Origin of the sequence: Acetobacter ascendens, from assembly GCF_001766235.1 — a bacterium.
Classification (GTDB): Bacteria; Pseudomonadota; Alphaproteobacteria; order Acetobacterales; family Acetobacteraceae; genus Acetobacter; species Acetobacter ascendens.
Genome location: NZ_CP015164.1, coordinates 1,398,784 through 1,421,912, shown reverse-complemented (window position 1 = coordinate 1,421,912; position 23,129 = coordinate 1,398,784). Strand labels below are relative to the sequence as shown.

Genomic DNA, 23,129 nt, shown 5'->3' with positions numbered 1-23,129 from the left:
CCGCAAATCCATGCGCCCACCTCCGCCGCTTCCTACGGGGGATATGCCTGTTGTTGTTATTGCAGGTCGGCCAAACGTTGGTAAATCCACGCTGTTTAACCGCCTTGTTGGGCGCAGGCAGGCACTTGTGGCAGATACGCCCGGTGTAACTCGAGACCGCAAGGAAGGTGTGGCCCTTATTCGTGGACGCTACGTGCGGTTGATTGATACAGCAGGGTTGGAAGAAGCAGCCCCCGAAAGCCTATTTGGGCGGATGCGCTTTTCTTCTGAAAGTGCTGTGCGTGAAGCAGATCTGGTGCTGTTTTGCGTAGATGCACGTGCCGGTATTACGCCAGCCGATGAGCATTTTGCACAGTGGATCCGGCGTCAGAACCACCCTGTGTTGTTGATTGCCAATAAATCCGAAGGGCGCCTTGGCGCAGCTTCCGCAATGGAAGCCTATGCTCTGGGTTTGGGTGAACCTCTGGCACTTTCTGCCGAACACGGTGAAGGTGTGACGGATCTGATGTGGGAAATTGCCGATAGGCTGCCCGCAGAGCCGGAACATGAGGCAGAACCTGAAATTGAAGCAGCAGATGATTTTGCTGTGGAAGAAGGGGAAGAACCTCCGCGCCCAACAGGCCCGTTGCGTGTGGCTATTGTGGGCCGCCCCAATGCTGGCAAATCTACGCTCATGAATGCCCTGTTGGGTGAAGAGCGTATGATTACCGGCCCAGAAGCAGGACTTACGCGTGATTCCATTGCCGTTACGTTGAAAGATGGCGATGATACGTTTGAAATTGTAGATACGGCTGGTTTGCGCAAAAAAGCGCGCATCGATGAATCTCTGGAAAAAATGTCCGTTTCGGCTGCTATTGAAGCACTGAAAATGGCAGAAGTGGCCGTGCTGGTGCTGGATGCCACATTGGGCGTGCATGAGCAGGATTTGCAGATTGCCCGTTTGATTGAGCGTGAAGGCCGTGCCTGCGTATTGGCCCTGAACAAATGGGATGCCGTGCAGGATCGGACAGCCACGCGCAATGCGATTCTGGACCGTTTGAGCATTTCTCTGGCCCAGATGCGTGGCGTACCAGTTGTTACTTTTTCCGCACTTACCGGCGCTTCCATTCACAAGCTGCTGCCAGCAGTGCGTGATGCATGGACAGTCTGGAACGCACGTGTGCCCACAGGTGCCCTCAACCGTTGGTTTGAGGAAATGCTGGAACGCCATCAGCCGCCATTGGTGCAGGGGCGCAGGCTGAAACTGCGGTATATCACGCAGGTTAAATCTCGCCCGCCAACGTTTGTTATTTTCGGCACACGGACTGAGCAACTGCCGGATGATTACAAGCGCTACCTTGTAAACGGCCTGCGTGAAACGTTTGATCTGCCGGGTGTGCCTATTCGCTTGCAAACGCGCGGCACCAAAAACCCTTACGCAGATTCCTGATCTGGTAAGTGCGGTTTCGTCTTCCTCCCAGAGCACTATTGCCAGTGATGACAGGGGTGCTCTGGCGGTAAAGGAGATGAGCATAGGTTTTTTGTGTGGGCACTGCATCAGGTAGTGCCCATATTGTTTTGCCTATGGCGTATAAATTGGCGTGCGCGGTTACGGCCCATACATTGGCTGTGCAAGGTGGGTGGCAGAAACAGGCCTGTGTGCGTTCTGGATTTCCAGAAAAAGCAGGCATGTAACGCTTTGCAGACAGAAGGACGTTTTGCTCCATGACACAGCTCCCCACTTCTCAGTCTGCACCCGTGGTGGATGGGCTTCATGGAGCGGCCCGCAATATGGCCATGCTGGCTGTGGCGCTTTCTGTTTTTCTGGCATTGCTGGATTACGCCATTGCAAACGTTGCGCTGCCCGATATTGCGCGGGATTTAAACGCTTCCTCATCTTCGTCCATCTGGGTTGTAAATGCCTATCAGATGGCCAGTCTGGTTTCTCTGCTACCGCTGGCAGCGTTGGGTAGCCGGGTGGGGTTTGCCCGGCTTTGTCAGGTTGGAATCATCATTTTCATGGTGTCATCCCTGTTCTGCGCCACGGCCACCAGCTTGCCTATTTTGGCAGGTGCGCGTGTGTTGCAGGGTATTGGCGGCGCCTGCATTATGAGTGTGAATATCGCGCTGGTGCAGTTTATTTACCCTCATGCAGAAATTGGGCGCGGTATTGCTCTCAATGGTGTTGTGGTGGCGCTTGGGGTGGCCTTGGGGCCAACGGCTGCTGCGGCTATTCTCACCATAGGGTCTTGGCCGTGGCTGTTCTGGATTAACCTGCCATTTGGGGCTTTGGCTCTGGGCATGGCCTTTTATGCGTTACCTAAAGTGCCACGCACTTCTGGCTCGTTGGATATTACAGGCAGTATATTGTGCATGCTGGCTTTTGGGGCCTCCGTAATGGGGGGAGATGGGCTGGCACATTCCCAAAATACAGCCATTTCTTGTGCATTACTGTTGGCAGGGCTTGCCGCCGGAGTGCTGCTGGTGCGGCGTGAGGCAGAAGCTCCTCAGCCCATTTTGCCTGTTGATCTGCTGAAAAATCCAGAATTCGCAGTGGCCTTTATCACCGGGTTCTGTGGCTTTGTGGCCTCTAATTTTTACATCATTTCTATGCCGTTTACGTTGCACAACACTCTTGGCCTTAGTTCGGCCGCCACGGGTTTGCTTATTACGCCGTGGCCGTTGGGTATTATGTGTGCAGCGCCATTGATCCGGCGCGTGGCAGATAAGGTTTCTGCAGGTGTGCTGTCTTCCATTGGGTTGAGCACAACGGCACTGGGTTTCTTTTTGCTGTGGCTTCTGCCTGCTCATCCTTCTGTGTGGGATATTGCATGGCGCACAGGCGTAGCGGGTTGGGGGTTTGGTTTTTTTCAGCCCCCTAATAATCGGGCCATGATGGTGGCTGCGCCTCATACACGGGCTGGTGGTGCCAGTGGCATGGTGCAGGTTGCACGCCAAGCTGGGCAGACTTTGGGGGCTATGGGGGTTGCGGCCTTTTTTACGTGGTTTGCACAAGGGGCCACACAAAAGTGCTTGCTTATGGCCGGATGCGTGGCGCTGTTTGCTGCCACGCTAAGTGCAAGCCGTTTGTTTCTGAATACAAAAAAAGCAGCCTGAGGCTGCTTTTTTTATTGGTCGCATTATGTGCGGTTGTTCAGACTTCCGCTTCAAGGAAGATGCGGCTGACATCCCCCATCCACGCGCCATAATAACGTTCCAGCCAACGTTCAGCCTGTGTGGGTGCGCCTGCCACCAAAGAGGTGAGGGGGGCAAGATAAACCCATTCTGTCTGTCCGCTTTCATCCGTCATGTCCCGGCCCTGTAGGCCGTCCATGGCAATGGCAATCATCTGTGCGGCCAGATCGCGCACAGTGCCTTCACCCCAAGGCGTATCCAGCCCCATAAGTGGCACAATCTCGCGCAGCTTTACGTAGTCTTCCCAAGGGTGGGATTTTACGAGTCCCCAAGCGGATTCTAGCGCAGCATCATCATACAAAACACCCGTCCACAAAGTGGAAAGAGCCAGCATCATTTCTGGTGAGCCTGCATCTGCGCCGCGCATTTCCAAAAATTGCTTGAGCCGCACATCGGGGAAGGCTGTTGTAATATGGTCTTCAAAATCCCCAATGGTGGGGGTTACATCTTCCAGCCCGTCCTGCCGTTCACCATTCATCCATGCGCGGAAGGAGCGGCCGGCCACATTGCGCATTTTGCCATCACGCATAATGAAATACATGGGCACATCCAGCACCCATTCCACGTAGCGTTCAAAGCTGAAGTCATCTTCAAACACACAAGCAGGCATGCCAGAACGTGCGTTATCCGTATCTGTCCAAACCTGTGCGCGGTTGGAGAGGATGTTGTTGGGCTTGCCTTCCACAAAAGGAGAATTGGCAAACAGGGCTGTGGCTACAGGTTGCAGCGCCATGGAAACACGCATTTTGCGCACCATGTCCTGCTCAGACCCAAAATCCAGATTAACCTGCACGGTGCAGGTACGCTGCATCATGTCCAAGCCCATTGAGCCAACTTTGGGCATGTATTCGCGCATAATGGCGTAGCGGGATTTGGGCATCCACGGTAGTTCTGCCCGCGTGGCCGTGGGGTGAAAGCCCAAAGGTGCAAAGCCCAGCCCCAGTTCACGCGCAATCGGGCGCACGGCATCAAAATGCGCTGTCAGTTCTTCTGCTGTTTCGTGCAGGGTGCGCAAAGGGGCGCCAGAAAGTTCAAACTGCCCAGCAGGCTCAAGGGAGATAGCGGCACCAGCGGCATCGCCACGCCCCTTCAGGCCGATGATGTTGTTATTGTCGAGAACAGATGTCCAATCATCTGGCTCAAACTTCTGCAGACCTTTGAGCAGGGCTTCAATGCCATTGGGGGCATAAAGTGGGGCAGAATAGGCTTTCTGCCCTTCCTTTACGGCTTCTGGGCGCAGAAAGCCGAATTTTTCGTGTTCCGTGCCAATCCGCCATGCGGCACGCGGCTTGCATCCCTGCGCAAGCACTTCGGCCAGCTGTGCAACGGTGCGGGCAGGGGTTTCATCTGATGCGCCGGGGTTGGACATGGGGTATCACAGATCCTTGAAAAACAGAGAAATCGCACTCTGCGCCAGCAAAGCGAAGATATGAAGCGTTATTGTGACAAAACAGCAGCCGAACGCAAGCCGCAGCCGAGAAGAGCAAGCCCGGCAGCCACGGCTGTATCAGCCCGCAGCACCAATGGGCCTAAGGATATTGGGGTGATGCAAGAATATTTTAGCATCATCTGGCATTCCCTATCACTTAGGCCACCTTCAGGGCCAACCAAAAAACCATCACCTGCATGCGCATTGGGCAGCAAGGTGGGGGTATGTATTGCCCGGTTCTCTCCACGCTCTACGGCGGCAAACAGCCGATGTTCTTGCGGCCAGCTTGCCAGAAAATCTGTGAATGACCGCGGAGACTCTATTTCTGGCACATCAAAGCGCTCACATTGCTCTGTGGCTTCAGTGGCAATGGCGTGCAGACGGTCTGGGTTGATGCGGTGTGTATTGGTGCGTTCGGTTATAAGGGGCACAAAGTGCGTAACACCCAGTTCTGTGCCCATACGTAAAACCAGATCTGTGGCATCGCGCTTGAGCAAGGCAAAGGCCAAAATCAAGGCAGGTTGCTGCGTGGGGGGGCGGAGCTGGCGTTCCAGCTCAAAAAAGCCTTTATCCTTCCGGATTTCCGTAATGCGTGCCAGCCACTCCCCACTTTCTGCATTGAAGATACGTACGTGGTCTCCGGCTTTTTTGCGCAGCACAGTGCCCAGATAGCGGGCCTGATCTGGCGCAATTTGTAGCGTTAGGCCTGTTTGAGCGTCCCCCAGTATTTCTGGAGCATTATAAAGGCGCGGAAGGTGCGCAGTGGCATCTGTTACAACCATGGTTACCGGGTCTGTCTGAGCTGAAAGGTGTAAGTGGTTTCAGCTTTGTGGCATAGAACACCAGCCCTTAACACCATATGCCTTTCTGAACAGGATACGTGAACAGCCGTGTCAGTTTCTTCCAGCCATACAGATATCCGCATTACAGGGTGGATTGACCATCTGCCTCCGGCATTGCAGGCCTATGCTTTGCTTGCGCGGTTAGATAGGCCCATAGGCACGTGGCTTTTATGGCTGCCGGGCATATGGGGTATTTTGCTGCCTCAAGGAGTTGCTACTTCAGAGCGTATTCGGCTGATTGTGCTGTTTGGTATTGGTAGCCTTGTTATGCGTGCCGCAGGCTGCGTTGTGAATGATATGTGGGACAGGGACATAGACCGGCAGGTGGCGCGCACGGCTGGGCGGCCACTAGCATCTGGCGCGTTAAGCATGAAGCAGGCCACACTGTTTTTGGTGCTGCTTCTGCTAGCTGGCTTGGCTGTTCTGGTGCAGTTAAATAGCCTTTCATGGGTTTTGGGTGTGTCATCCCTGCTGTTGGTGGCGCTTTACCCATTGGCCAAGCGGTTTACATGGTGGCCCCAGCTTGTCATGGGGTTTACCTTCGGGTTTGGCGCGCCCATGGGGTATGCGGCGGCTGCCGGACATTTATCTTGGGCGCAGGCGGCTTTGTATGCGGCAACCATTGTATGGCAACTGGGGTTTGATACCATTTACGGCTTTCAGGATATGGAAGATGATGCCCGTATTGGTGTGAAATCCACATCTCGCCTTATGGTGGGGCGGGCGCGTGGGTTTATTGGCACCTGTTACGGGCTGATGCTTGTTTTGCTGGCTGTGGCGGCTGTTTTTGCAGGTGCTGGCCCGTTGTTCTGGGTGGCTTTGGTGTTGCCTGCCATATTGTTGTGGCAGCAGGCTCGTAAGGTAGACCCCACAAGCCCCGCTTTGTGTCTGGCCCAATTTCGGGCTAATCGAGAAATTGGCTTGGCCGTAGCGCTGGCGCTGGTTGCCGGGTTGATAGCTGTATAAGCCTGCATGCTTCAGATGAAAGAAACCACGTTCATGAAATCCATTTTCCGGGCTGTTCTTCCAGCGGCTATGGGGTTGGTTCTGGCTGGCAGCCAGGCTTATGCACAGGACGATGCCGGTGAAACGCCTATTCCCGTGGCATCTTCTTCCGCACCGGCTGCTGTGGCGCTTTCTGCATCCGATAAAGTATGGCTGAAGCGGATTGAGCAGGCGCTTAACCAGTCCAAAACCTTTCAGGCCCGTATTCAGCAGCTTGACGCAGAAGGAAAGCGCACAACTGGCACCGTGTGGATGAAGCGCCCCGGCCAGATGCGTCTGGCGTATGATCCGCCTTCACCGCTGCTTTTGGTAGCCAACGGAGGCAAGGTTGTGTTCCGGGATAATCAGCTAGACCAAACCACGGTTATTCCTATTGAGCGCACGCCGTTGGGCCTTTTGCTGCGTCCCCATGTTAGTCTGACAGATGATGTAACAGTTACGGGTTTTCAGCATGATAACGGGTTGGTGCAGGTCACACTTGTGCGCACATCCTCCCCCGGTGATGGCAGCCTGACACTGGTTTTTTATGAAACACCAGTTGCTCTGCGGTCATGGAGTGTGCTGGACGCGCAGGGGCGCGAAACCCGCGTAACCTTGTTTGATGTGCATGCGGGCGCAGACATTCCGGCAAGCACTTTCGTCCTGCCTGCCGAGGACAACTAAACTGTGTTGAAAGCAGCTTTTTCCGTGCTTCTTCTGGAAAAAGCTGCCGTGCAGGCCGATATATTCACACAGATTGAGACAGATTGAAGTGAGGCACGCAGGCTATGGCCGCAGAGCGTGAACCCCCGATAATGGGTGATGATCTTTTTGGGCTTCCTCCCGAGCAGCCGCAGGGAAGAAATGCGGACGCACGTAAAAAGCCAGCGCCCATGCAGCCGTTGGCAGACCGTTTGCGCCCGCAGCGGTTGGAAGATGTGGTAGGGCAGGCGCATCTGCTGGGGCCAGAGGGTGCGCTCACACGCATGCTGGAACGTGGTTCTCTTGCCAGTTTAATTCTGTGGGGAGGGCCGGGTGTTGGTAAAACCACTATCGCCCGCCTTTTGGCGCAGGCTGCCGGGCTAAAGTTTGTGCAGCTTTCTGCTGTGTTTTCTGGCGTGGCGGATCTGAAAAAAGCCTTCGAGAACGCGCGCAGGCAGGCGGAAGTGGGTGGCGGCACGCTGCTGTTTGTAGATGAAATCCATCGCTTCAACCGCGCGCAGCAGGATGGCTTTTTGCCGGTTGTAGAAGATGGCACTGTTGTGCTGGTTGGTGCCACAACCGAGAATCCTTCTTTTGCGCTCAACTCGGCTTTGCTTTCACGCTGTCAGGTTATGGTTCTCAACCGGTTGGATGACCCAGCTTGTGAAGCGCTTCTGGTAAGGGCGGAGGAAGAAACCGGCAGGCCCTTACCACTGACGGAAGATGGACGTGTGACCCTTCGCGCCATGGCAGATGGTGATGGTCGCTATCTGCTGAACATGGTGGAGCAGCTTTTAAGCCTGAAAACAGAAAAGCCACTGGATGCGCAGGCTCTTTCCCGCCTGTTGGCAAAACGCGCCATTTTGTATGATCGCGATAGGGAAGAGCATTACAACCTGATTTCAGCTCTGCATAAATCCATGCGCGGATCAGACCCGGATGCCGCCCTTTACTGGTTTGCCCGTATGCTGGAAGGTGGGGAAGATCCACGTTATCTGGCCCGCCGTATGACACGCTTTGCCGCAGAAGATGTTGGTATGGCAGACCCGCACGCCCTGCCATTGGCCGTGGCCGCGTGGGAAACATATGAGCGTTTGGGTTCGCCGGAGGGCGAGTTGGCCTTGGCACAACTGGTGGTGCATCTGGCTACCGCCCCAAAATCCAACGCGGTTTATAAAGCCTATGGCGCAGCCCGCCGCGCTGCCAAAGCTACAGGCAGCCTGATTCCACCAGCACATATTCTAAACGCCCCCACCAAGCTGATGCAGGATATCGGTTACGGTAAGGGCTACCAGTATGATCATGATGCGGAAGAAGGCTTTTCTGGGCAGAATTATTTTCCCGACGGCATGAAGCGGCAGAACTTCTATAATCCAACGGGCAGAGGCTATGAACGGGAGGTTCGTCACAGGCTAGAAACATGGTCCCGCTTGCGGGATCGGCGTTAGTCGTGAATATCGGCGCATGAGTGTTGTCAATCGTACCGTAAGCGAAGACGAAGCTGGTATTCGTCTGGATCGCTATTTTCGCCGCCATTACCCGCATCTTACGCAGGGGGCTCTCCAAAAACTGTGCCGCACGGGCCAGATTCGTGTTGAAGGCAAAAGGGTAGAAGCCTCCACCCGGTTGGAGTCGGGGCAAACGGTGCGTGTACCCCCCATACCCATGGCCGCCAAGCCTGCGCGTGATGTGCTCCGCCCGCTGGATGAAAAACTGGCGCGCGAAATCCGCAAGATGGTGGTGTATCAGGACAAGCACGTTATTGTTCTCAACAAGCCCGCAGGGCTTGCTGTGCAGGGTGGCCCCGGCATTACCAAGCATATTGATATGATGCTGGATGGCCTGCGTGAGGAGGACGACCCGCGCCCGCGGCTGGTGCACCGGATTGATAAAGATACCTCCGGCTTGCTGCTGTTGGCGCGCACCCCCGGTGTGGCGGCCAAGCTTGCGGCCTCTTTCCGTGGTCGAGACGTAAAAAAAATTTACTGGGCTGTTGTAGTCGGGCGGCCTGATCCCCTTTCGGGCGAGATAGATCAGCCATTGGCCCGTTTGGGGGCTGGTCCCGGTTCCATAACCGTGGCGGCTGACCGTAAGGATGCCGATGCGCAATCTGCACGTTCTGTTTACGAAGTGCTGGATTCGGCTGCGCGTAAGTTCTCTTGGCTGGAGCTTTCACCGCTTACCGGGCGTACGCATCAGCTCCGTGTGCATTGCGAATCTTTAAGCACACCTATTTTGGGTGATCCCAAATATGGTGGGGCGGCAACACATCCTTCTGGCTTTACAGATAGGCTGCATCTGCATGCCCGTACGCTGGATATGCCGCACCCAGCAGGTGGTCGCTTAACCGTCAGTGCCGAATTGCCGCCTCATATGCGTGAAACCTTCCGAACTCTTGGGTTTGTGCCGGGCACTACCCCGCCACCCTTACGCCGTGGTGGCCAAGGATAAGGACGGTTTAAGTTGAAACAGGAGAAACGCACATGCGTCTGAAATGGAAAATCGGCCTGCTGGCGGGGGCCGCTGTTCTGGCGCTGGGCGGTGCCATGATTGTATCTGCCACGCAGGATGCAGACTGGCTTAAAACACGGTTGGCCGATGCAGTGGAAAGCAGCACAGGCCGCCACCTGACCATCGGCCAGTTGCATGTGTGGATTCTGCCTTTTCCGTGGGTGGAAGCAAAGGATGTAAAACTTTCCAGCGTGGCGGAAGATGGCGTGAACATGCTGGATATCGGGCAAGTGCGTGCCCGACTGGCATTGTTGCCACTGTTTTCTCATCGCATTGCGTTTGAAGATGTCAGCCTTATCAGCCCGCAGATGCAGTTGCGACGGCTGGCAGATGGGCGGGCAGACTGGCACTTCACACCGCAGGAGCGCCAGAGCAGTAGTGGCTCTTCGTCTTCCAGCTCCGGTAAAATGCACTGGAATCTGACGGTTTCAGATCTATCACTCACGCAGGCACAGGTTGCTTGGCATGATGCAGTGCATCATCGTTCTGGCGCGTTTCAGGTTGCCGAGGGTAAGGTTAAGGGGCTTTCAGGTAACGCACCTGACTTTGACATAAAGCTGCGTAAAGGAGTTGGGCAGTTAGCGCTTACAGGGCAAACAGGGCCTTTGTTGCCAATGTCTGCCCAGTTGCCAATGCAGCTGAGAATTTCCCTTACCGTTAATGGTCATCCTGCCGGGATGGCGCATATAGATGGGTCCATCACAGATCCGCAGGGCCAAAAAGTCTATGCGTTGCAGATTGGTGGTTCTGTTGCGCAACTGCGTGATCTGAATGTCTTTTTCCCACATGCAAATTTACCTGATGGCCGGAACGTATCTGTAGATATGGCTGTTGGCGGGCAAGGTGCGCAGCCTGCGCCGCAAAGCCTGCACGTGCGTGCTGAAAATGTGGATGTAGGTGCATGGCTGCCACAGGCCGCATTAACTCGGGTGGTAATAGATACGGCTGGCCCCACAGACCCTGTAACGGCTCAGATTGATGGTCAGGTTGGTGCGCAGGTATTGAGCCTGCGTGGCACGGTAGGAACAATGCAGCAGTTGGCTGCGCCCGAACACGTTGCGCAGCAGATTGTGCCGGTGGATTTAACGCTCACGCAGGGTGAATCCAGCATACACGGCACAGGCACCTTAAGCGCTGGAGCTTCTGCACTGGATGTGCACGGTCAGCTTGCACACGTAGTGCCGGGTGGTGATCTGCCCGCGGCCAATGATCTCAAAGTGGATGGTCACATAGATATTGCCGATACGGCATCTATTGTAAGGCATCACGCTGCGCCAGATGTGCTGCGTAGCGCACGAGGTGCCATGGATATACAGGCACAGAGCGTAAACTGGCAGGGCGTGACATGGGCGCATGTTAGCACGCATGCCACATTGCAAAACAGCAGGCTGACACTTGAGCCCGTGCAGGCAGAAGGCAATGGTTTCCAGCAGGCCGGACGCTTGGTGTATGACGTGGCAGGCGCCTTGCCTCAGATTGAATTGGCAGCGCATCCTGTCTTTTTGCCATTGCCTGTTGTTGAGCGCTGGCTTGGCCTTTCTTCATCTCTTTCTGGTAAAGTGCAGCTTGTGGGCGCGGTTTCCACGCAAGGGGAAACACCAGAAGAACGACGCAACAACCTGGACGGGCATCTTGGGGTTTCGGTTGTGGATGGCAGCGTAAGTGGTGCTGCTATTCGCACGCTTTTGGGGCCGCAGGTGCCTGTTAAAGGCAAAATGCCCGTAAGGTGCTTTGGCAGCCATATGCAGTTTGCGCAGGGTAACGCCAATATTGATATGCTGGGGCTGGAAACACCGTTTCTGGTTCTGCATGGGCACGGCACTGTGGGGCTGGGCTCTCAGACGCTGGATATGCATCTGTCTCCTCGCGTGTTGTTGGGTGGAGCTTCGGCTTCTTCCGATGTTGCGGTTACAGGCACAGTGTCAGACCCTAAGCCGCGTATGGACCCGGCCTATGAAGGCCGATACGGCATAAGCATTGGCGGAAATGATGGAGAGGGAGATAACTGCCCCTCCATGCTTTCTGCCGCGCGTGAGGGCGTGGCGGGGCCAGATGCACCGCAGAAAAAAGCGGGTAAGGAAGGAAAGGTCATGAACATGTTGCGTGGCTTGGGGCTGTTCCAATGAAAATGGCATCTACCGAACATAATGTTTCAGGCAATGCGCCTGTTGGCCGCAAACGGTTCTGGAAGCAGGCAAACGTTGTGCCGGAAGAGCAGGGGTTTGCCGTGCAGCTTGATGGGCGCAGCATTCGTTTGCCACGTAAGACTCCGTTATGTGTGAAATCTCGCGCATTGGCGGATGCGCTAGCGGCAGAATGGCAGGCTGCTGGGCAAAATGCAGATGGTCGTTTTTCACCTGCTGATTTGCCACTTACAGGCATTGCGGGCTCCATGATCGAGCGTATTCCTGCAGAGCGGGAAGGGGTTTTGCGTAGCCTTCTGGCTTATGCGGGCAGTGATCTGCTGTGCTATCGGGAGCCGGGGGAAGGCAAGCTGGCACAGGCCCAACGTAAGGAATGGGATCCGTGGCTGGAGTGGCTGCATAAGCAATATGAAGTCACTCTGCACACATCATCTGGTGTGATGCCGATTGTGCAGCCCGAAGAGTCTTTACAGAAGCTCTACAATGCCATGGAAAAGCTGAACCCAGCGGAATTGGCCGTGCTTGCTGTTTCCGTGCCAGCATTGGGGAGCCTTGTATTGGGTTTGGCGCTGGTAAATGGTGCTGGTTCGGTAGATGAGCTGGTAGCTAGTGCAACGCTGGATGAACGTATGCAGATGGCTGTGTGGGGTGAGGATACGGAAATAACGGACCGTATTGCCGGTATACAGCGGGAAGTGGCCGATGCAGCCCGTTTTCTGGAATTGGCAGGCAAGCCTACGGCCTGATGTCAACCCGCATACCCAAGGATTTATATGCGGCGTAACCCTTGGCAAGTTTGGAATCTTCCCCAAGTATGAAGCAGTTCAAGCTTTAAGGAGCATAGATATTATGAAAATCAAAAAGACCCTTCTGGCAGCAATTGTGGCTGCAGGTGTTTCTGTTGCAGGCGTAAGCGCGCATGCAGAACCGGGTAACGGATTTAATGGAAATGGCTTTGGCCCCGGCATTCCGGGTGCAGGGCTGAATGCTCTGGATGGCATTGATCTCACCAAAAAGCAGCGCAAGCAGATCCAGACCATTCTGCAGGAAGCACACCGTCAGGATCAGGCTCAGGATCTCCGTGGTGATTTCGACAAAATCCACCGCCAGATTGAAGATGCTCTGACATCCCCCGGCCCGGTGGATAAAGACAAGGTTGCAACGCTGCAGCAGGAAATGGCTACCCTGCGCGCCCAGCGTGAATCTCAGCATCTGGAAACAGCTTCCCGTATCCATGATGTGCTGACAACTGATCAGCTGGCCCAGATTCATGCGCGTCAGGTTAAGATTCATGATCTGCTGGATCAGCTTCATGCTGTTGAGCATCCGACCCCGGCGGCTGATGCAGACAAATCTGGCAAGTAAACCACCAGAAGGTTCTTGACTCTCGCAGGGGTATCCCGTAACCCCTGCAACAAATCAGGCCCGCCACTCCGCGAGTGTTCGCGCAGTGGCGCGTCTTGTTATGGGGTGTGATACTTTTGTTCGAAGCTCTTTCAGGCAAGCTTTCCGGCGTTTTTGATGGCCTCGCTAAACAGGGAGCGCTGTCTGAAGCCGATGTTCTGGAGGCAATGCGGGAAGTCCGTTTGGCTATGCTGGACGCCGACGTTGCGCTGCCTGTTGTTAAAGACTTCGTTAACAAAGTTAAGGAACGTGCCGTTGGGCATGAAGTGCTGGAAAGCATTTCTCCCGGTCAGGCTGTCGCTAAAATCGTCAATGATGCACTTATTGATGCTCTTGGCGGTGCAGGGGCTGTTCCCCTTAATCTAAATTCCACCCCACCTGTTCCCGTTTTGATGGTTGGTTTGCAGGGGTCTGGTAAAACCACTACCTCTGGTAAGTTGGCCCTTCGCCTTAAAACGCGTGAACGTAAAAAGGTTCTGCTTGCTTCTCTGGATACGCAGCGCCCCGCAGCACAGTTGCAGCTTGCACAGTTAGCGGAGCAGGTTGGCGTTACGTCCCTGCCGATTGTGGCTGGGCAGACACCTGTAGAAATTGCCAAGCGTGCCCTCGATACAGGGCGGCTTGAAGGTTACGATGTCGTTATCCTCGATACCGCCGGTCGTCTTTCCATAGACGAAGCGTTGATGGACGAGGTGCGGCAGATTCGTGATGTCACACATCCGGCAGAAACCCTGCTGGTTGTAGATGCCATGACCGGGCAGGATGCCGTAAATACCGCCAAAGCCTTTAATGAGGCCGTGGGTGTAACCGGCGTTGTGATGACCCGGATGGATGGTGATTCCCGCGGTGGTGCAGCGCTTTCCATGCGTGCCATTACCGGTGCCCCCATCAAGCTGATTGGTACGGGTGAAAAGCTGGACGGGCTGGATGAGTTTTATCCAGAACGTGTGGCAGGCCGTATTCTTGGTTTGGGTGATATTGCCGGGCTTGTTGAGAAAGCCGCCGATACGCTTGATCAGGAAGAAGGTGAGCGCCTCGCCCAGAAGATGATGGCGGGCAAGTTCGATCTGGATGACTATGCATCCCAGATCCGCCAGATCAACAAACTGGGTTCTATTTCCGGTATTCTGGGTATGCTGCCGGGTATGGGTAAAGTTAAGGAAGCTTTGGGGGACAAGGATCTTGATACCTCGATCCTAAAAAAGCACCTTGCCATTATTTCTTCCATGACCAAGGCAGAGCGCAAAAAGCCTGCCATTATCAAGGCATCGCGCAAAAAGCGTATTGCTGCCGGGTCTGGATCTACAGTTCAGGATGTTAACAAGCTGCTCAAGCAGTTTGATATGATGTCCTCCATGATGAAGCGCTTCAACAAACTGGGCTTGAAAGGTCTCATGCGCCAGGGAATGTCCGCGCTCATGCCGAAAGGAATGGGAGGGGGAGGGCCGCCGGGTGGACCTGGTGGCAATCCTTTCCGCTAAGGCGGTCTATTTCTAGAAGCAGTTTTTCGGGTTTTTTATTTTTGGGTCTGGAGTAACTCCGAATGAGTCTTAAAATTCGTCTTGCCCGCGCAGGTGCCAAGAAGCGTCCGTACTACCACATCGTTGTGGCAGATAGCCGCAGCCCGCGTGATGGCCGTTTCATTGAAAAGGTTGGCGCTTACAATCCAATGCTGCCGTCTGATCACGCAGAACGCGTGCGTCTGACGGAAGAACGCATCAAGCATTGGCTGTCTGAAGGCGCTCAGCCAACAGATCGCGTGGCACGCTTCCTTGGTAACGCAGGTCTGACACCTAAGCCCGCTTATCGTGAACAGCCTAAAAAGTCTGCTCCGAAGAAGAAGGCACAGGCACGCGCTGCTGAAGCCGCTAAAGCTGTCGAAGCCGCTGCTGCCTAAAGCCTGAAACTATCATGTGCTCAAACCTCATTCTGATGGGCGTTGTTGGTAAACCGCATGGTGTGCGCGGCCTTGTGCATGTGCGCACTTATGCGGAAAACCCACAAACGCTGGAGCAGTCTGGGGCATTGCAGGACGATAAGGGCCGTAAATGGTTCCTCAGTTGGCGTGGGGCGGATAGCGTGGCTGAATTGCGGGATGCCAATGGCACGCCGCTGGCTGATCGTGATGCCGCGCAGGCATTGGTGAACACTCGCCTGTATGTGCCGCGCACGGCTTTGCCTGAACCTGAGGAAGAAGAATTCTACCATGCTGATCTGATTGGCATGGAAGCATTTGAAAACGGTCTTTCTCTTGGTCGTGTTGTGATGGTGCATGATTATGGAGCTGGCGCCAGTCTGGAACTGAGTGATGGTTCCCTTGTTCCATTTACTCAGGCCTGTGTGCCGCAGGTTCATCTGGAACAACGGATAATCACTGTGGTGCGCCCCGAAGAGGTTTCGGGCGAAGAAGGACGCGGCGTTGGTAAACGGCAGAAAACAGAGGTACAGCCATGAACTGGCAGGCCACTGTGCTCACGCTGTTTCCTGAAATGTTTCCGGGCCCACTGGGGCTTTCCCTTGCAGGGCGAGCGCTGGAAAAAGGCTTGTGGACATGTCGGACAGAAGATCTGCGGCAGCATGGTCTGGGCCGGCATCGTGCAGTAGATGATACACCGTTTGGTGGTGGTGCTGGCATGGTTATCCGCCCAGATGTGGTGGATGCCGCTTTTGCTGCCTCTCAGGCACCATCAGATGTGCCGCGTGTGTATCTTACACCCCGCGGGCGCCCGTTAACGCAGCAGGATGTGCGGCGTTATGCGGCTGGTTCTGGGGTATTGTTGCTGTGTGGTCGGTTTGAAGGTGTGGACGAACGTGTGCTGCAAGCGCATGGCGTTGAGCAGGTATCTATCGGAGATTATATTCTCTCGGGTGGGGAAACTGCCGCACTGGTGTTGCTGGATGCGTGTGTGCGCCTGCTACCCGGCGTGATGGGGTGTGAGGAAAGTGGTGTAGAGGAAAGTTTTTCCGAAGGGCTGCTTGAATATCCGCACTATACCCGTCCTGCCGAGTGGGAAGGGCGCGCTGTGCCGGAAATCCTGCTTTCGGGCAATCATGCCGCCATCGCGGCCTGGAGGCAGAAGCAGGCAGAAGAAATAACGCGGGAAAGAAGGCCGGATCTGTGGTCTGCCTGGCTGGCTCGCAAGGAAAGAAACATGGCTGAAGCTGTGGGCGGGGCCGCACAGACAGACCATTTTGGGGTTTGAGGAAGGATACCGACATGAACATCATTCAGCAGTATGAAGCTGCAGAAATTAAGCGTCTGACAGCAGAGCGCGCTGTTCCGGAATTCGAAGCCGGTGATACGGTGCGCGTTTCCGTTAAGGTGCAGGAAGGTGAACGTACCCGTCTGCAGGCTTTTGAAGGCGTTGTGATTGCCCGTTCCAACAAGGGCCTAAACAGCAACTTCACCGTGCGTAAGATTTCCAATGGTGAAGGTGTGGAACGTGTGTTCCCGCTGTACGCACCTACGGTGGCAGAAATCAAGGTTGTGCGTCGTGGTAAAGTGCGTCGTGCAAAACTGTACTACTTGCGTGGCCGCAGCGGTAAGTCTGCTCGTATTGCAGAACGCCCGCGTGAAGTGGTTGCTCCGGCAGCCAGCTAAAACCATATAACCGTTTACTGCGGTCTGATATGGTTTTTTAAACCCGGCTGGCCTATGTCAGTCGGGTCTTTTTGATATATAGCCATACCGCAACAGCATTGGCCCAATAGGTGAGCTGATGCTCGTAGCGTAAGAAATATAAAGGAGGAGGGCATGGGCCCGCGTACGTTGTTCGACAAGATCTGGGATGATCACGTCGTTGAAACTCTGCCCGACGGCACCTCTATTCTTTATATTGACCGGCACCTTGTGCACGAAGTCACCAGTCCGCAGGCGTTTGAAGGCTTGCGTCTGGCGGGGCGTAAACTGCGCCACCCGGAAAAGACCGTGGCTGTGGTTGACCACAATGTGCCTACGTCTGACCGTACCCAGCCGATTGAAGAAGCCGATAGCCGCAACCAGATTGAAACGCTGGAACGCAATGTTAAGGAATTCGGGGTTCCGTATTTCCCGCTGCTTTCTGCCAATCAGGGTATTGTGCACGTTGTTGGGCCAGAGCAGGGGATCTCTCTGCCTGGCATGACTATTGTGTGCGGGGATTCCCATACCTCTACGCATGGTGCACTGGGTTCGCTGGCTTTCGGTATTGGCACGTCGGAAGTTGAGCATGTTATGGCCACGCAGACCATTCTGCAGCGTCCGGCCAAAAACATGCGTGTTACGGTAGATGGCGCGCTTGGTGCTGGCGTTTCTGCCAAAGATATCATGCTGGCTATTATCGGGCATATTGGCACGGCAGGTGGCACAGGGCATGTAATCGAATTTGCAGGTTCCGCTATTCGTGGGCTGGACATGGCTGGCCGCATGACGCTGTGCAACATGGCGATTGAGGCCGGTGCGCGTGCAGGCATGGTTGCGCCAGATGAAACCACGTTTGAATATGTGCGTGGCCGCCCCTTTGCCCCTAAAGGTGAAGAGTTTGACAAGGCCGTAGCCTATTGGAAAACACTGGCTTCTGATGAAGGTGCGCATTTCGATAAGGAAGTGACGCTGCGGGCAGAAGATATCAGCCCCAGCCTGACATGGGGCACCAGCCCAGAAACAGTGCTGCCCATTACGGCCACCGTGCCTAACCCTGCTGATGAAACAGACGAAGCCAAGCGCACCCAAATGCAGCGTATGCTGGACTACATGGGGCTGGAAGCCGGGCAGAAAATTGCTGGCACACCGGTTGATGTTGTTTTTATTGGGTCTTGCACCAACAGCCGTATTGAAGATTTGCGTGCCGCAGCGCAGGTAGCTGCTGGTCGTAAGGTAGCTGAAGGCGTGCGCGCCATGATTGTGCCGGGTTCGGGCAACGTAAAGCGGCAGGCGGAAGAAGAAGGTCTGGACCAGATTTTTCTGGATGCCGGCTTTGAATGGCGTGAGGCTGGGTGCTCCATGTGCCTTGGTATGAATCCGGATCGGCTGACACCGGGCCAGCGCTGCGCTTCTACATCCAACCGTAATTTTGAAGGACGTCAGGGGCCGGGCGGTCGTACGCATTTGGTGTCTCCTGCCATGGCTGCTGCTGCGGCTGTGACGGGGTGCCTGACTGATGTAAGGGAGCTGGCATAATGGAAAAGTTTACAACCCTGTCGGCTATTGCGGCGGCTTTGCCAGAAGCCAACATTGATACAGACAAAATTATTCCGGCACGGTTTCTTAAAACCACGCAGCGCACAGGTTTGGGTAAAAATGCCTTTGATGCCATGCGCTATTTGCCCGATGGCAAAGAAAATCCGGATTTTGTGCTGAACAAGGAACCATGGCGCAAAGCTGAAATCCTGATTACCTATGATAATCTGGGCTGCGGTTCCTCGCGCGAGCATGCGCCTTGGGCGCTGCTGGATTTTGGTATCCGGTGCGTGATTGCGCCTTCTTTTGCAGATATCTTCTTCAATAACTGCTTCAAGAACGGCATTTTGCCGATCCGTCTGCCGCGCGGAATTTGCGATGAGCTGATGGCAGATGCCAGCATGGGCAGCAATGCCCGCCTTACGGTTGATCTGCCCCGGCAGGTTATTGTGCGGCCTGATGGGCAGGAAGTGTCTTTTGAAATCGATCCGTTCCGCAAGCATATGTTGCTGGAAGGTTTGGATGATATTGGCCAGACACTTCAGCATGAAACAAATATCGAAGGGTATGAAAACCGGGAAAACCGGGAAAAACCCTGGATGCCTTCCATTCATATTGATTGATTATTCTGGAGCTGCATGATGACTGAACAGAACACAGCCATAAAACTTCTTGTTCTGCCGGGTGACGGTATTGGCCCCGAAATCATGCGGGAAGTCCGGCACGTTATTTCATGGCTGGAAAGCCGTCGTGGTCTGTCCTTCGATATTACGGAAGATGTGGTCGGTGGCGCTTCGCTGGCAGAATACGGTGAGCCTATCCGTGATGAAGTGATCGAGAAGGCATGGGCTGCGGATGCAGTGCTGTTTGGCTCAGTAGGTGATCCGAAGTGGGCACATGTTGGGTTTGAAAAGCGCCCGGAAGTGGCCATTCTTAAGCTGCGGCAGGAACTGGGGCTGTTTGCCAACCTACGCCCCGCCAAAGTGTTTGATGCACTGGTAGATGCCAGCACGCTTAAGCCGGATGTGGTGCGCGGTCTGGATATTATGATCGTGCGTGAAACAGTGGGGGGTATCTATTTTGGCAACCCGCGCGGTATTGAAACCCTGCCGGATGGCAGTAAGCGCGGTGTGAATACAGAAGTTTACACCACCTCCGAAATTGAACGTGTAGCGCGTGTGGCGTTTGATCTGGCACGCAAACGGTCTAACCGTGTGTGTTCTGTTGAAAAATGCAATGTCATGGAAAGCGGTCTTCTGTGGAAGGAAGTGGTGACAGATGTGCATGCCAAAGAATTCCCGGATGTAGAACTCTCTCACATGCTGGCCGATAACTGCGCCATGCAGATGGTGCGTAACCCGCGTCAGTTTGATGTAATTGTTACCGGCAATCTGTTTGGTGATCTGCTGTCTGATCTTGCATCCATGCTGACAGGCAGCTTGGGTATGCTGCCTTCTGCAACGCTGGGTGCTGTACGCGAAAATGGCAAATTCCCTGCGCTGTATGAGCCTATTCATGGCAGTGCGCCGGATATTGCCGGGCAGGGCATTGCAAACCCAATTGCGCAAATTCTGTCTTTTGCCATGTTGCTTCGTTACTCCCTGAACAAGCAGGAAGAAGCAAATATGATTGAGCAGGCGGTTTCCAACGTTCTGGAAAGCGGTTTGCGCACAGCAGACATCATGAGCGAAGGCATGGCCCGTGTTGGCACATCCGTTATGGGTGAAGCCATTGTGCGGGAGCTGGATAAACTCCAGAAGTAACGTTCTTCGTAAGCTATAAGTTAAAAGACCGTTCCACTTGAGGTGGGGCGGCTTTTTTTTATGGGCAGGAAGTTATGAAGCAGAGTAGACACAAAAAAGGCCGGAACATCCGTAGGATGCCGGCCTTTTTTGGATAGAAGGATGGAAAAGCTTAGAAGCCTTCGCGTTCCAGACGCTTACGTTCCATCTTACGAGCACGGCGCACGGCTTCTGCCGCTTCACGGGCCTTGCGCTCAGACGGCTTTTCGTAGTGCCGACGCAGCTTCATTTCACGGAAGATTCCTTCACGCTGCATTTTCTTCTTGAGCGCTTTAAGAGCCTGATCGACATTGTTGTCACGGACGAGAACGTGCACTTGGTCTCTAACCCCTGTTTCAGAAAAATCCGGGTAACCCGGCTTTTTGTAGATTATACGGAACCGGAACCGTCGCGGCCTTGCGGGGCGCCGATTCCTTTGTTGGCGGCCTCTATAACACGGCCTTTAGACAAGATACAATTTGTTCTTTCGTGTTTAAAATGCACTTCTGAGTGCTTTTATTGTGCAACCTTCATAGAAATGGGGTGAAAAATGGCAGTTCTTGCAATAGCCCGCATGGGGCACCCGGTTTTAAGGCAGCCCGCGCAGGAGGTGCCAGACCCCACAGCCCCAGATATTCAGCGCCTGATAGCGGATATGCGCGAAACTCTGGAAGAAAGCGGTGGTGTAGGGTTGGCGGCTCCGCAGGTTTTTGTTTCCCAAAGGCTTTTTATTTACAGCGTGCCGCTTGCCCGGAGTGAAGGGGAGGATGATCCGCCTTTGCCTGTTCAGGTTTTGATCAACCCGGTTTTAACGCCGGTTGATGATGAAAAGCTGCTACGGGCGGAAGGCTGCCTTTCCCTGCCTGATCTGCGAGGGGAAGTGCCGCGATACAAGCGGATATGGTATGCCGGGTTTGATCAGCATGGGCAGAAGGTTGAAGGCATGGCCACAGGTTTTCGGGCACATGTCATGCAGCACGAAATGGATCATCTGGATGGAATCCTCTATCCCATGCGGATGACCGATATGAGCAAATTTGGGTTTGCAAAAGAAATCACACGGTATGGGGCGTAGGGCATGAGCATGGGTGCAGGTAAGATAAGTCAGGCTATCTCATTGGCAGTGGCAACTTTGGCTGCTGGCATTATGCCTGCGCCTTTGGAGCGTGACCCAGCGCGGGATGAGATCCTGCGCAAGATGGCTGCTGTGGCTGGAGAGCGCGGATGGGGCATAGATGTGCTGCTGCGAGTGGCAGGCCCAGATGCTGATTTATTGTTTCCGGGTGGCAGTGCAGAGCTTGTGGAAGCATGGTTCGATCTATGTGACAGAGATATGCTGGAAGCCATGTGGAATACGGAAGAAGAGCCTCGCTTAAGCCAGCGTGTGCGGCAAGCACTGCTGTATCGGCTTCCAGTGGATGCGTCTGTCCGTTCAGCCACGCGTAAAGGTCTCTCTGTTTTGCTGGCTCCATGTGAGGGAAAAGCACTGCGCCGGAGCATGATGCGCACCATCAATACCATCTGGCAGGCTGCACAGGATGATTCCTCGGGGCTAACTTACGTGACCAAGCGCCTGAGCTTGGGCGGTGTGTATACCTCTGTGCTGTTGTACTGGCTGGCGCGTGGCGATAATGAAGCCGCTTTGGCAGCCTTTGTTGATAGGCGTCTGGCAGATGTTCTGCGCATTGGGCGCATCAAAGCCCGTATGGGTGGTTTTCCCTTTATGGCGCGGGCCTAAAAGCCTTTTGCGGGGAGCCTAAACACCTATGTCCTTACCTCATGAAACGGCAGGGGCAGATCTGCTCTTTCTGCGGGAAGAACAGTTGCGTCTGGCGCAAACCCTTATGTTTCTGGCATCGCGCGATATGGCGCAGGCCGTTGAGCCAGTTCTGGAAGAAGATGGCTTGGGCCACGCGCATTATCGGGTGTTGCAGGTTTTGGCGTTTAGCCCCGGTATTCCTGTTAGTCGCCTTCAGGCTGTGTTGGGGGTGACAAAACAAAGTCTTGGCCGCACCATGCATGAGCTAGAAGCAAGGCAGTATCTGGAAAGCCAACCAGGCCGTCAGGACAGGCGCCAACGTCTGCTTTTTTTAAGCCCGGCAGGCAAAGCAGCAGAGGCCAGACTGTTTGCTGTTGTGCGCCAGCGCCTTGTGGCTGCGTATCGGGAGGCAGGAGGCGCAGCCGTGGAGGGGTTTCGGCGCGTAATGCGTGGAATGTTATCCGAGCAGAGTCGGTCTGTATTGAATGAAGATGCAGCAGGCAAAAAAGGAGGGCGGCATGGAGCATGAGCGCGAGAGTGTGGAAGAAGATGTCGCCCCGCATGTTATTGTGGTGGATGATGATCCGCGGTTGCGGCGGCTGCTGCAACGCTATCTGTTTGAGCATGGTTTTCGGGTAAGCGTGGCGGCTAGCGCAGCAGAAGCACGGCAGACACTAGAAGGCATTCAGCCAGATGCCATGGTGTTGGATGTAACCATGCCGGGTGAAAACGGCTTGGAATTGACACGCGCTCTCCGTGATGAAGGGCAGGAACTTCCGATCCTGCTTCTTACAGCACGCGGAGAGCCAGCAGACCGCATTACGGGGCTGGAAGCCGGTGCTGACGATTATCTCGGGAAACCTTTTGAGCCACGCGAACTGCTTTTGCGCCTGAAAGCACATTTGCGGCGGCATCAACCTGCTCCGGCAACGGATAATCTGCGTATCGTGCGGTTGGGGGACAAAGAATTTGATCCCGTTCGGCTTATTCTAAGCGGCCCCAATGGCACCATTCATCTTACGGGAGGGGAGGCTGCTCTGCTTTCCGTATTGGCACGCAGGCCCAATGATGTGTTCTCGCGCGAGGAAATTGCCAAGGCGCTGGACATGGCAGAAATTGGAGAGCGCGCCGTTGACGTTCAGGTGACGCGCCTAAGGCGGCGTATTGAGCCTGACCCCAAAGAGCCACGATACCTGCATACCATTCGTGGGCGTGGGTATGTGCTCAAACCGGGGCTGTAA

General features: G+C 54.7%; 24 protein-coding genes. 21 read left to right on the top strand and 3 right to left on the bottom strand.

Translation table 11 applies throughout. The features are described from left to right. Window positions 1–10: 10 nt before the first annotated feature. Together der and A4S02_RS06860 are read left to right on the top strand one after the other, a co-directional pair. Entirely contained in the window at window positions 11–1,429 is a 1,419-nt protein-coding gene (gene der / locus A4S02_RS06865; RefSeq protein WP_070324204.1) for a ribosome biogenesis GTPase Der, read from the top strand. Between the two features lie 275 nt (window positions 1,430–1,704). Then, a complete protein-coding gene (locus A4S02_RS06860; protein ID WP_019088317.1) occupies window positions 1,705–3,096 on the top strand; it encodes an MFS transporter in 1,392 nt (463 codons plus the stop codon). A gap of 37 nt (window positions 3,097–3,133) precedes the next feature. Here the strand turns inward: A4S02_RS06860 and A4S02_RS06855 are convergent, their stop codons facing one another. Then, the gene (locus tag A4S02_RS06855) at window positions 3,134–4,543 is read right to left on the bottom strand and encodes a glutamate--cysteine ligase (RefSeq protein ID WP_070323329.1); all 1,410 of its coding nucleotides are present in this window, start codon (window positions 4,541–4,543) and stop codon (window positions 3,134–3,136) included. 68 nt (window positions 4,544–4,611) lie between these two features. Beyond that, window positions 4,612–5,385, bottom strand: a complete 774-nt coding sequence (locus A4S02_RS06850; RefSeq protein ID WP_026019257.1) for a 16S rRNA (uracil(1498)-N(3))-methyltransferase — start codon at window positions 5,383–5,385, stop codon at window positions 4,612–4,614. A 108-nt stretch (window positions 5,386–5,493) separates the two neighbouring features. Here A4S02_RS06850 and ubiA point away from each other — a divergent pair, with 108 nt between their 5' ends. The 15 genes from ubiA (at window position 5,494) to leuB (ending at window position 20,111) form a co-directional block, all read left to right on the top strand. Then, on the top strand, window positions 5,494–6,411 hold the full coding sequence (ubiA, locus tag A4S02_RS06845) for a 4-hydroxybenzoate octaprenyltransferase (protein WP_070323328.1): 918 nt from the start codon (window positions 5,494–5,496) through the stop codon (window positions 6,409–6,411). A gap of 6 nt (window positions 6,412–6,417) precedes the next feature. Then, the gene (locus tag A4S02_RS06840) at window positions 6,418–7,113 is read left to right on the top strand and encodes a LolA family protein (protein WP_019088320.1); all 696 of its coding nucleotides are present in this window, start codon (window positions 6,418–6,420) and stop codon (window positions 7,111–7,113) included. 104 nt (window positions 7,114–7,217) lie between these two features. After that, entirely contained in the window at window positions 7,218–8,579 is a 1,362-nt protein-coding gene (locus tag A4S02_RS06835; protein WP_019088321.1) for a replication-associated recombination protein A, read from the top strand. Between the two features lie 16 nt (window positions 8,580–8,595). Next, window positions 8,596–9,582 carry an RluA family pseudouridine synthase gene (locus A4S02_RS06830; protein WP_070323327.1) on the top strand — a complete coding sequence of 329 codons (987 nt, stop codon included), beginning with the start codon at window positions 8,596–8,598 and terminating at the stop codon, window positions 9,580–9,582. Between the two features lie 32 nt (window positions 9,583–9,614). Further along, window positions 9,615–11,768: an AsmA family protein gene (locus A4S02_RS06825; RefSeq protein WP_070323326.1), complete on the top strand. Its 2,154-nt coding sequence runs from the start codon at window positions 9,615–9,617 to the stop codon at window positions 11,766–11,768. Next, on the top strand, window positions 11,765–12,532 hold the full coding sequence (locus A4S02_RS06820; RefSeq protein WP_019088324.1) for an ATP12 family chaperone protein: 768 nt from the start codon (window positions 11,765–11,767) through the stop codon (window positions 12,530–12,532). Before A4S02_RS06825 ends, A4S02_RS06820 begins: the two co-directional genes overlap by 4 nt. Window positions 12,533–12,635: 103 nt before the next feature. Then, the gene (locus A4S02_RS06815) at window positions 12,636–13,151 is read left to right on the top strand and encodes a Spy/CpxP family protein refolding chaperone (protein WP_070323325.1); all 516 of its coding nucleotides are present in this window, start codon (window positions 12,636–12,638) and stop codon (window positions 13,149–13,151) included. A gap of 116 nt (window positions 13,152–13,267) precedes the next feature. Next, window positions 13,268–14,671, top strand: coding sequence for a signal recognition particle protein (ffh, locus tag A4S02_RS06810; RefSeq protein WP_026019258.1), 1,404 nt, complete (start codon window positions 13,268–13,270; stop codon window positions 14,669–14,671). Between the two features lie 62 nt (window positions 14,672–14,733). After that, on the top strand, window positions 14,734–15,087 hold the full coding sequence (gene rpsP, locus A4S02_RS06805; protein ID WP_070323324.1) for a 30S ribosomal protein S16: 354 nt from the start codon (window positions 14,734–14,736) through the stop codon (window positions 15,085–15,087). A 14-nt stretch (window positions 15,088–15,101) separates the two neighbouring features. Continuing rightward, a complete protein-coding gene (gene rimM / locus A4S02_RS06800; protein ID WP_070323323.1) occupies window positions 15,102–15,644 on the top strand; it encodes a ribosome maturation factor RimM in 543 nt (180 codons plus the stop codon). After that, window positions 15,641–16,393: a tRNA (guanosine(37)-N1)-methyltransferase TrmD gene (trmD, locus tag A4S02_RS06795; protein ID WP_070323322.1), complete on the top strand. Its 753-nt coding sequence runs from the start codon at window positions 15,641–15,643 to the stop codon at window positions 16,391–16,393. The genes rimM and trmD overlap by 4 nt, the downstream gene beginning before the upstream one ends. Window positions 16,394–16,407: 14 nt before the next feature. Then, entirely contained in the window at window positions 16,408–16,791 is a 384-nt protein-coding gene (gene rplS / locus A4S02_RS06790; RefSeq protein ID WP_003623953.1) for a 50S ribosomal protein L19, read from the top strand. Window positions 16,792–16,944: 153 nt separating this feature from the next. Continuing rightward, window positions 16,945–18,348, top strand: coding sequence for a 3-isopropylmalate dehydratase large subunit (gene leuC / locus A4S02_RS06785; RefSeq protein ID WP_070323321.1), 1,404 nt, complete (start codon window positions 16,945–16,947; stop codon window positions 18,346–18,348). Next, complete coding sequence (leuD, locus tag A4S02_RS15520) at window positions 18,348–18,971, top strand: 3-isopropylmalate dehydratase small subunit (protein ID WP_070323320.1); 624 nt, start codon at window positions 18,348–18,350, stop codon at window positions 18,969–18,971. Before leuC ends, leuD begins: the two co-directional genes overlap by 1 nt. Window positions 18,972–18,986: 15 nt before the next feature. Next, entirely contained in the window at window positions 18,987–20,111 is a 1,125-nt protein-coding gene (gene leuB / locus A4S02_RS15515) for a 3-isopropylmalate dehydrogenase (protein ID WP_019088332.1), read from the top strand. A 151-nt stretch (window positions 20,112–20,262) separates the two neighbouring features. Here the strand turns inward: leuB and rpsU are convergent, their stop codons facing one another. Continuing rightward, complete coding sequence (gene rpsU / locus A4S02_RS06770; protein WP_019088333.1) at window positions 20,263–20,466, bottom strand: 30S ribosomal protein S21; 204 nt, start codon at window positions 20,464–20,466, stop codon at window positions 20,263–20,265. A gap of 213 nt (window positions 20,467–20,679) precedes the next feature. On the opposite strand from rpsU, the gene def reads away from it, so the two are divergent. From def to A4S02_RS06750, 4 genes are read left to right on the top strand one after another with little or no spacing between them, the layout of a single operon-like run. Continuing rightward, a complete protein-coding gene (gene def, locus A4S02_RS06765) occupies window positions 20,680–21,204 on the top strand; it encodes a peptide deformylase (RefSeq protein ID WP_019088334.1) in 525 nt (174 codons plus the stop codon). Window positions 21,205–21,207: 3 nt separating this feature from the next. Further along, window positions 21,208–21,867, top strand: coding sequence for a ubiquinone biosynthesis protein COQ9 (locus A4S02_RS06760; RefSeq protein WP_019088335.1), 660 nt, complete (start codon window positions 21,208–21,210; stop codon window positions 21,865–21,867). Window positions 21,868–21,895: 28 nt separating this feature from the next. Next, window positions 21,896–22,417 (top strand): MarR family winged helix-turn-helix transcriptional regulator, encoded by a 522-nt coding sequence (locus A4S02_RS06755; protein WP_019088336.1) that lies wholly within the window; start codon window positions 21,896–21,898, stop codon window positions 22,415–22,417. Beyond that, window positions 22,407–23,129, top strand: a complete 723-nt coding sequence (locus A4S02_RS06750) for a response regulator (protein ID WP_003623943.1) — start codon at window positions 22,407–22,409, stop codon at window positions 23,127–23,129. The genes A4S02_RS06755 and A4S02_RS06750 overlap by 11 nt, the downstream gene beginning before the upstream one ends.

Excerpts from the sequence above, each read along its gene's own strand:
- rpsP (WP_070323324.1), top strand. The coding sequence starts at position 14,734 with ATGAGTCTTAAAATTCGTCTTGCCCGCGCAGGTGCCAAGAAGCGTCCG.
- leuB (WP_019088332.1), top strand. The coding sequence starts at position 18,987 with ATGATGACTGAACAGAACACAGCCATAAAACTTCTTGTTCTGCCGGGT.
- leuD (WP_070323320.1), top strand. The coding sequence starts at position 18,348 with ATGGAAAAGTTTACAACCCTGTCGGCTATTGCGGCGGCTTTGCCAGAA.
- A4S02_RS06815 (WP_070323325.1), top strand. The coding sequence starts at position 12,636 with ATGAAAATCAAAAAGACCCTTCTGGCAGCAATTGTGGCTGCAGGTGTT.
- A4S02_RS06750 (WP_003623943.1), top strand. The coding sequence starts at position 22,407 with ATGGAGCATGAGCGCGAGAGTGTGGAAGAAGATGTCGCCCCGCATGTT.
- A4S02_RS06760 (WP_019088335.1), top strand. The coding sequence starts at position 21,208 with ATGAGCATGGGTGCAGGTAAGATAAGTCAGGCTATCTCATTGGCAGTG.
- A4S02_RS06830 (WP_070323327.1), top strand. The coding sequence starts at position 8,596 with ATGAGTGTTGTCAATCGTACCGTAAGCGAAGACGAAGCTGGTATTCGT.
- def (WP_019088334.1), top strand. The coding sequence starts at position 20,680 with ATGGCAGTTCTTGCAATAGCCCGCATGGGGCACCCGGTTTTAAGGCAG.
- rplS (WP_003623953.1), top strand. The coding sequence starts at position 16,408 with ATGAACATCATTCAGCAGTATGAAGCTGCAGAAATTAAGCGTCTGACA.
- A4S02_RS06825 (WP_070323326.1), top strand. The coding sequence starts at position 9,615 with ATGCGTCTGAAATGGAAAATCGGCCTGCTGGCGGGGGCCGCTGTTCTG.
- A4S02_RS06755 (WP_019088336.1), top strand. The coding sequence starts at position 21,896 with ATGTCCTTACCTCATGAAACGGCAGGGGCAGATCTGCTCTTTCTGCGG.
- A4S02_RS06835 (WP_019088321.1), top strand. The coding sequence starts at position 7,218 with ATGGCCGCAGAGCGTGAACCCCCGATAATGGGTGATGATCTTTTTGGG.
- der (WP_070324204.1), top strand. The coding sequence starts at position 11 with ATGCGCCCACCTCCGCCGCTTCCTACGGGGGATATGCCTGTTGTTGTT.
- rimM (WP_070323323.1), top strand. The coding sequence starts at position 15,102 with ATGTGCTCAAACCTCATTCTGATGGGCGTTGTTGGTAAACCGCATGGT.
- A4S02_RS06850 (WP_026019257.1), bottom strand. The coding sequence starts at position 5,385 with ATGGTTGTAACAGATGCCACTGCGCACCTTCCGCGCCTTTATAATGCT.
- A4S02_RS06840 (WP_019088320.1), top strand. The coding sequence starts at position 6,418 with ATGCTTCAGATGAAAGAAACCACGTTCATGAAATCCATTTTCCGGGCT.
- leuC (WP_070323321.1), top strand. The coding sequence starts at position 16,945 with ATGGGCCCGCGTACGTTGTTCGACAAGATCTGGGATGATCACGTCGTT.
- A4S02_RS06820 (WP_019088324.1), top strand. The coding sequence starts at position 11,765 with ATGAAAATGGCATCTACCGAACATAATGTTTCAGGCAATGCGCCTGTT.
- A4S02_RS06855 (WP_070323329.1), bottom strand. The coding sequence starts at position 4,543 with ATGTCCAACCCCGGCGCATCAGATGAAACCCCTGCCCGCACCGTTGCA.
- A4S02_RS06860 (WP_019088317.1), top strand. The coding sequence starts at position 1,705 with ATGACACAGCTCCCCACTTCTCAGTCTGCACCCGTGGTGGATGGGCTT.
- trmD (WP_070323322.1), top strand. The coding sequence starts at position 15,641 with ATGAACTGGCAGGCCACTGTGCTCACGCTGTTTCCTGAAATGTTTCCG.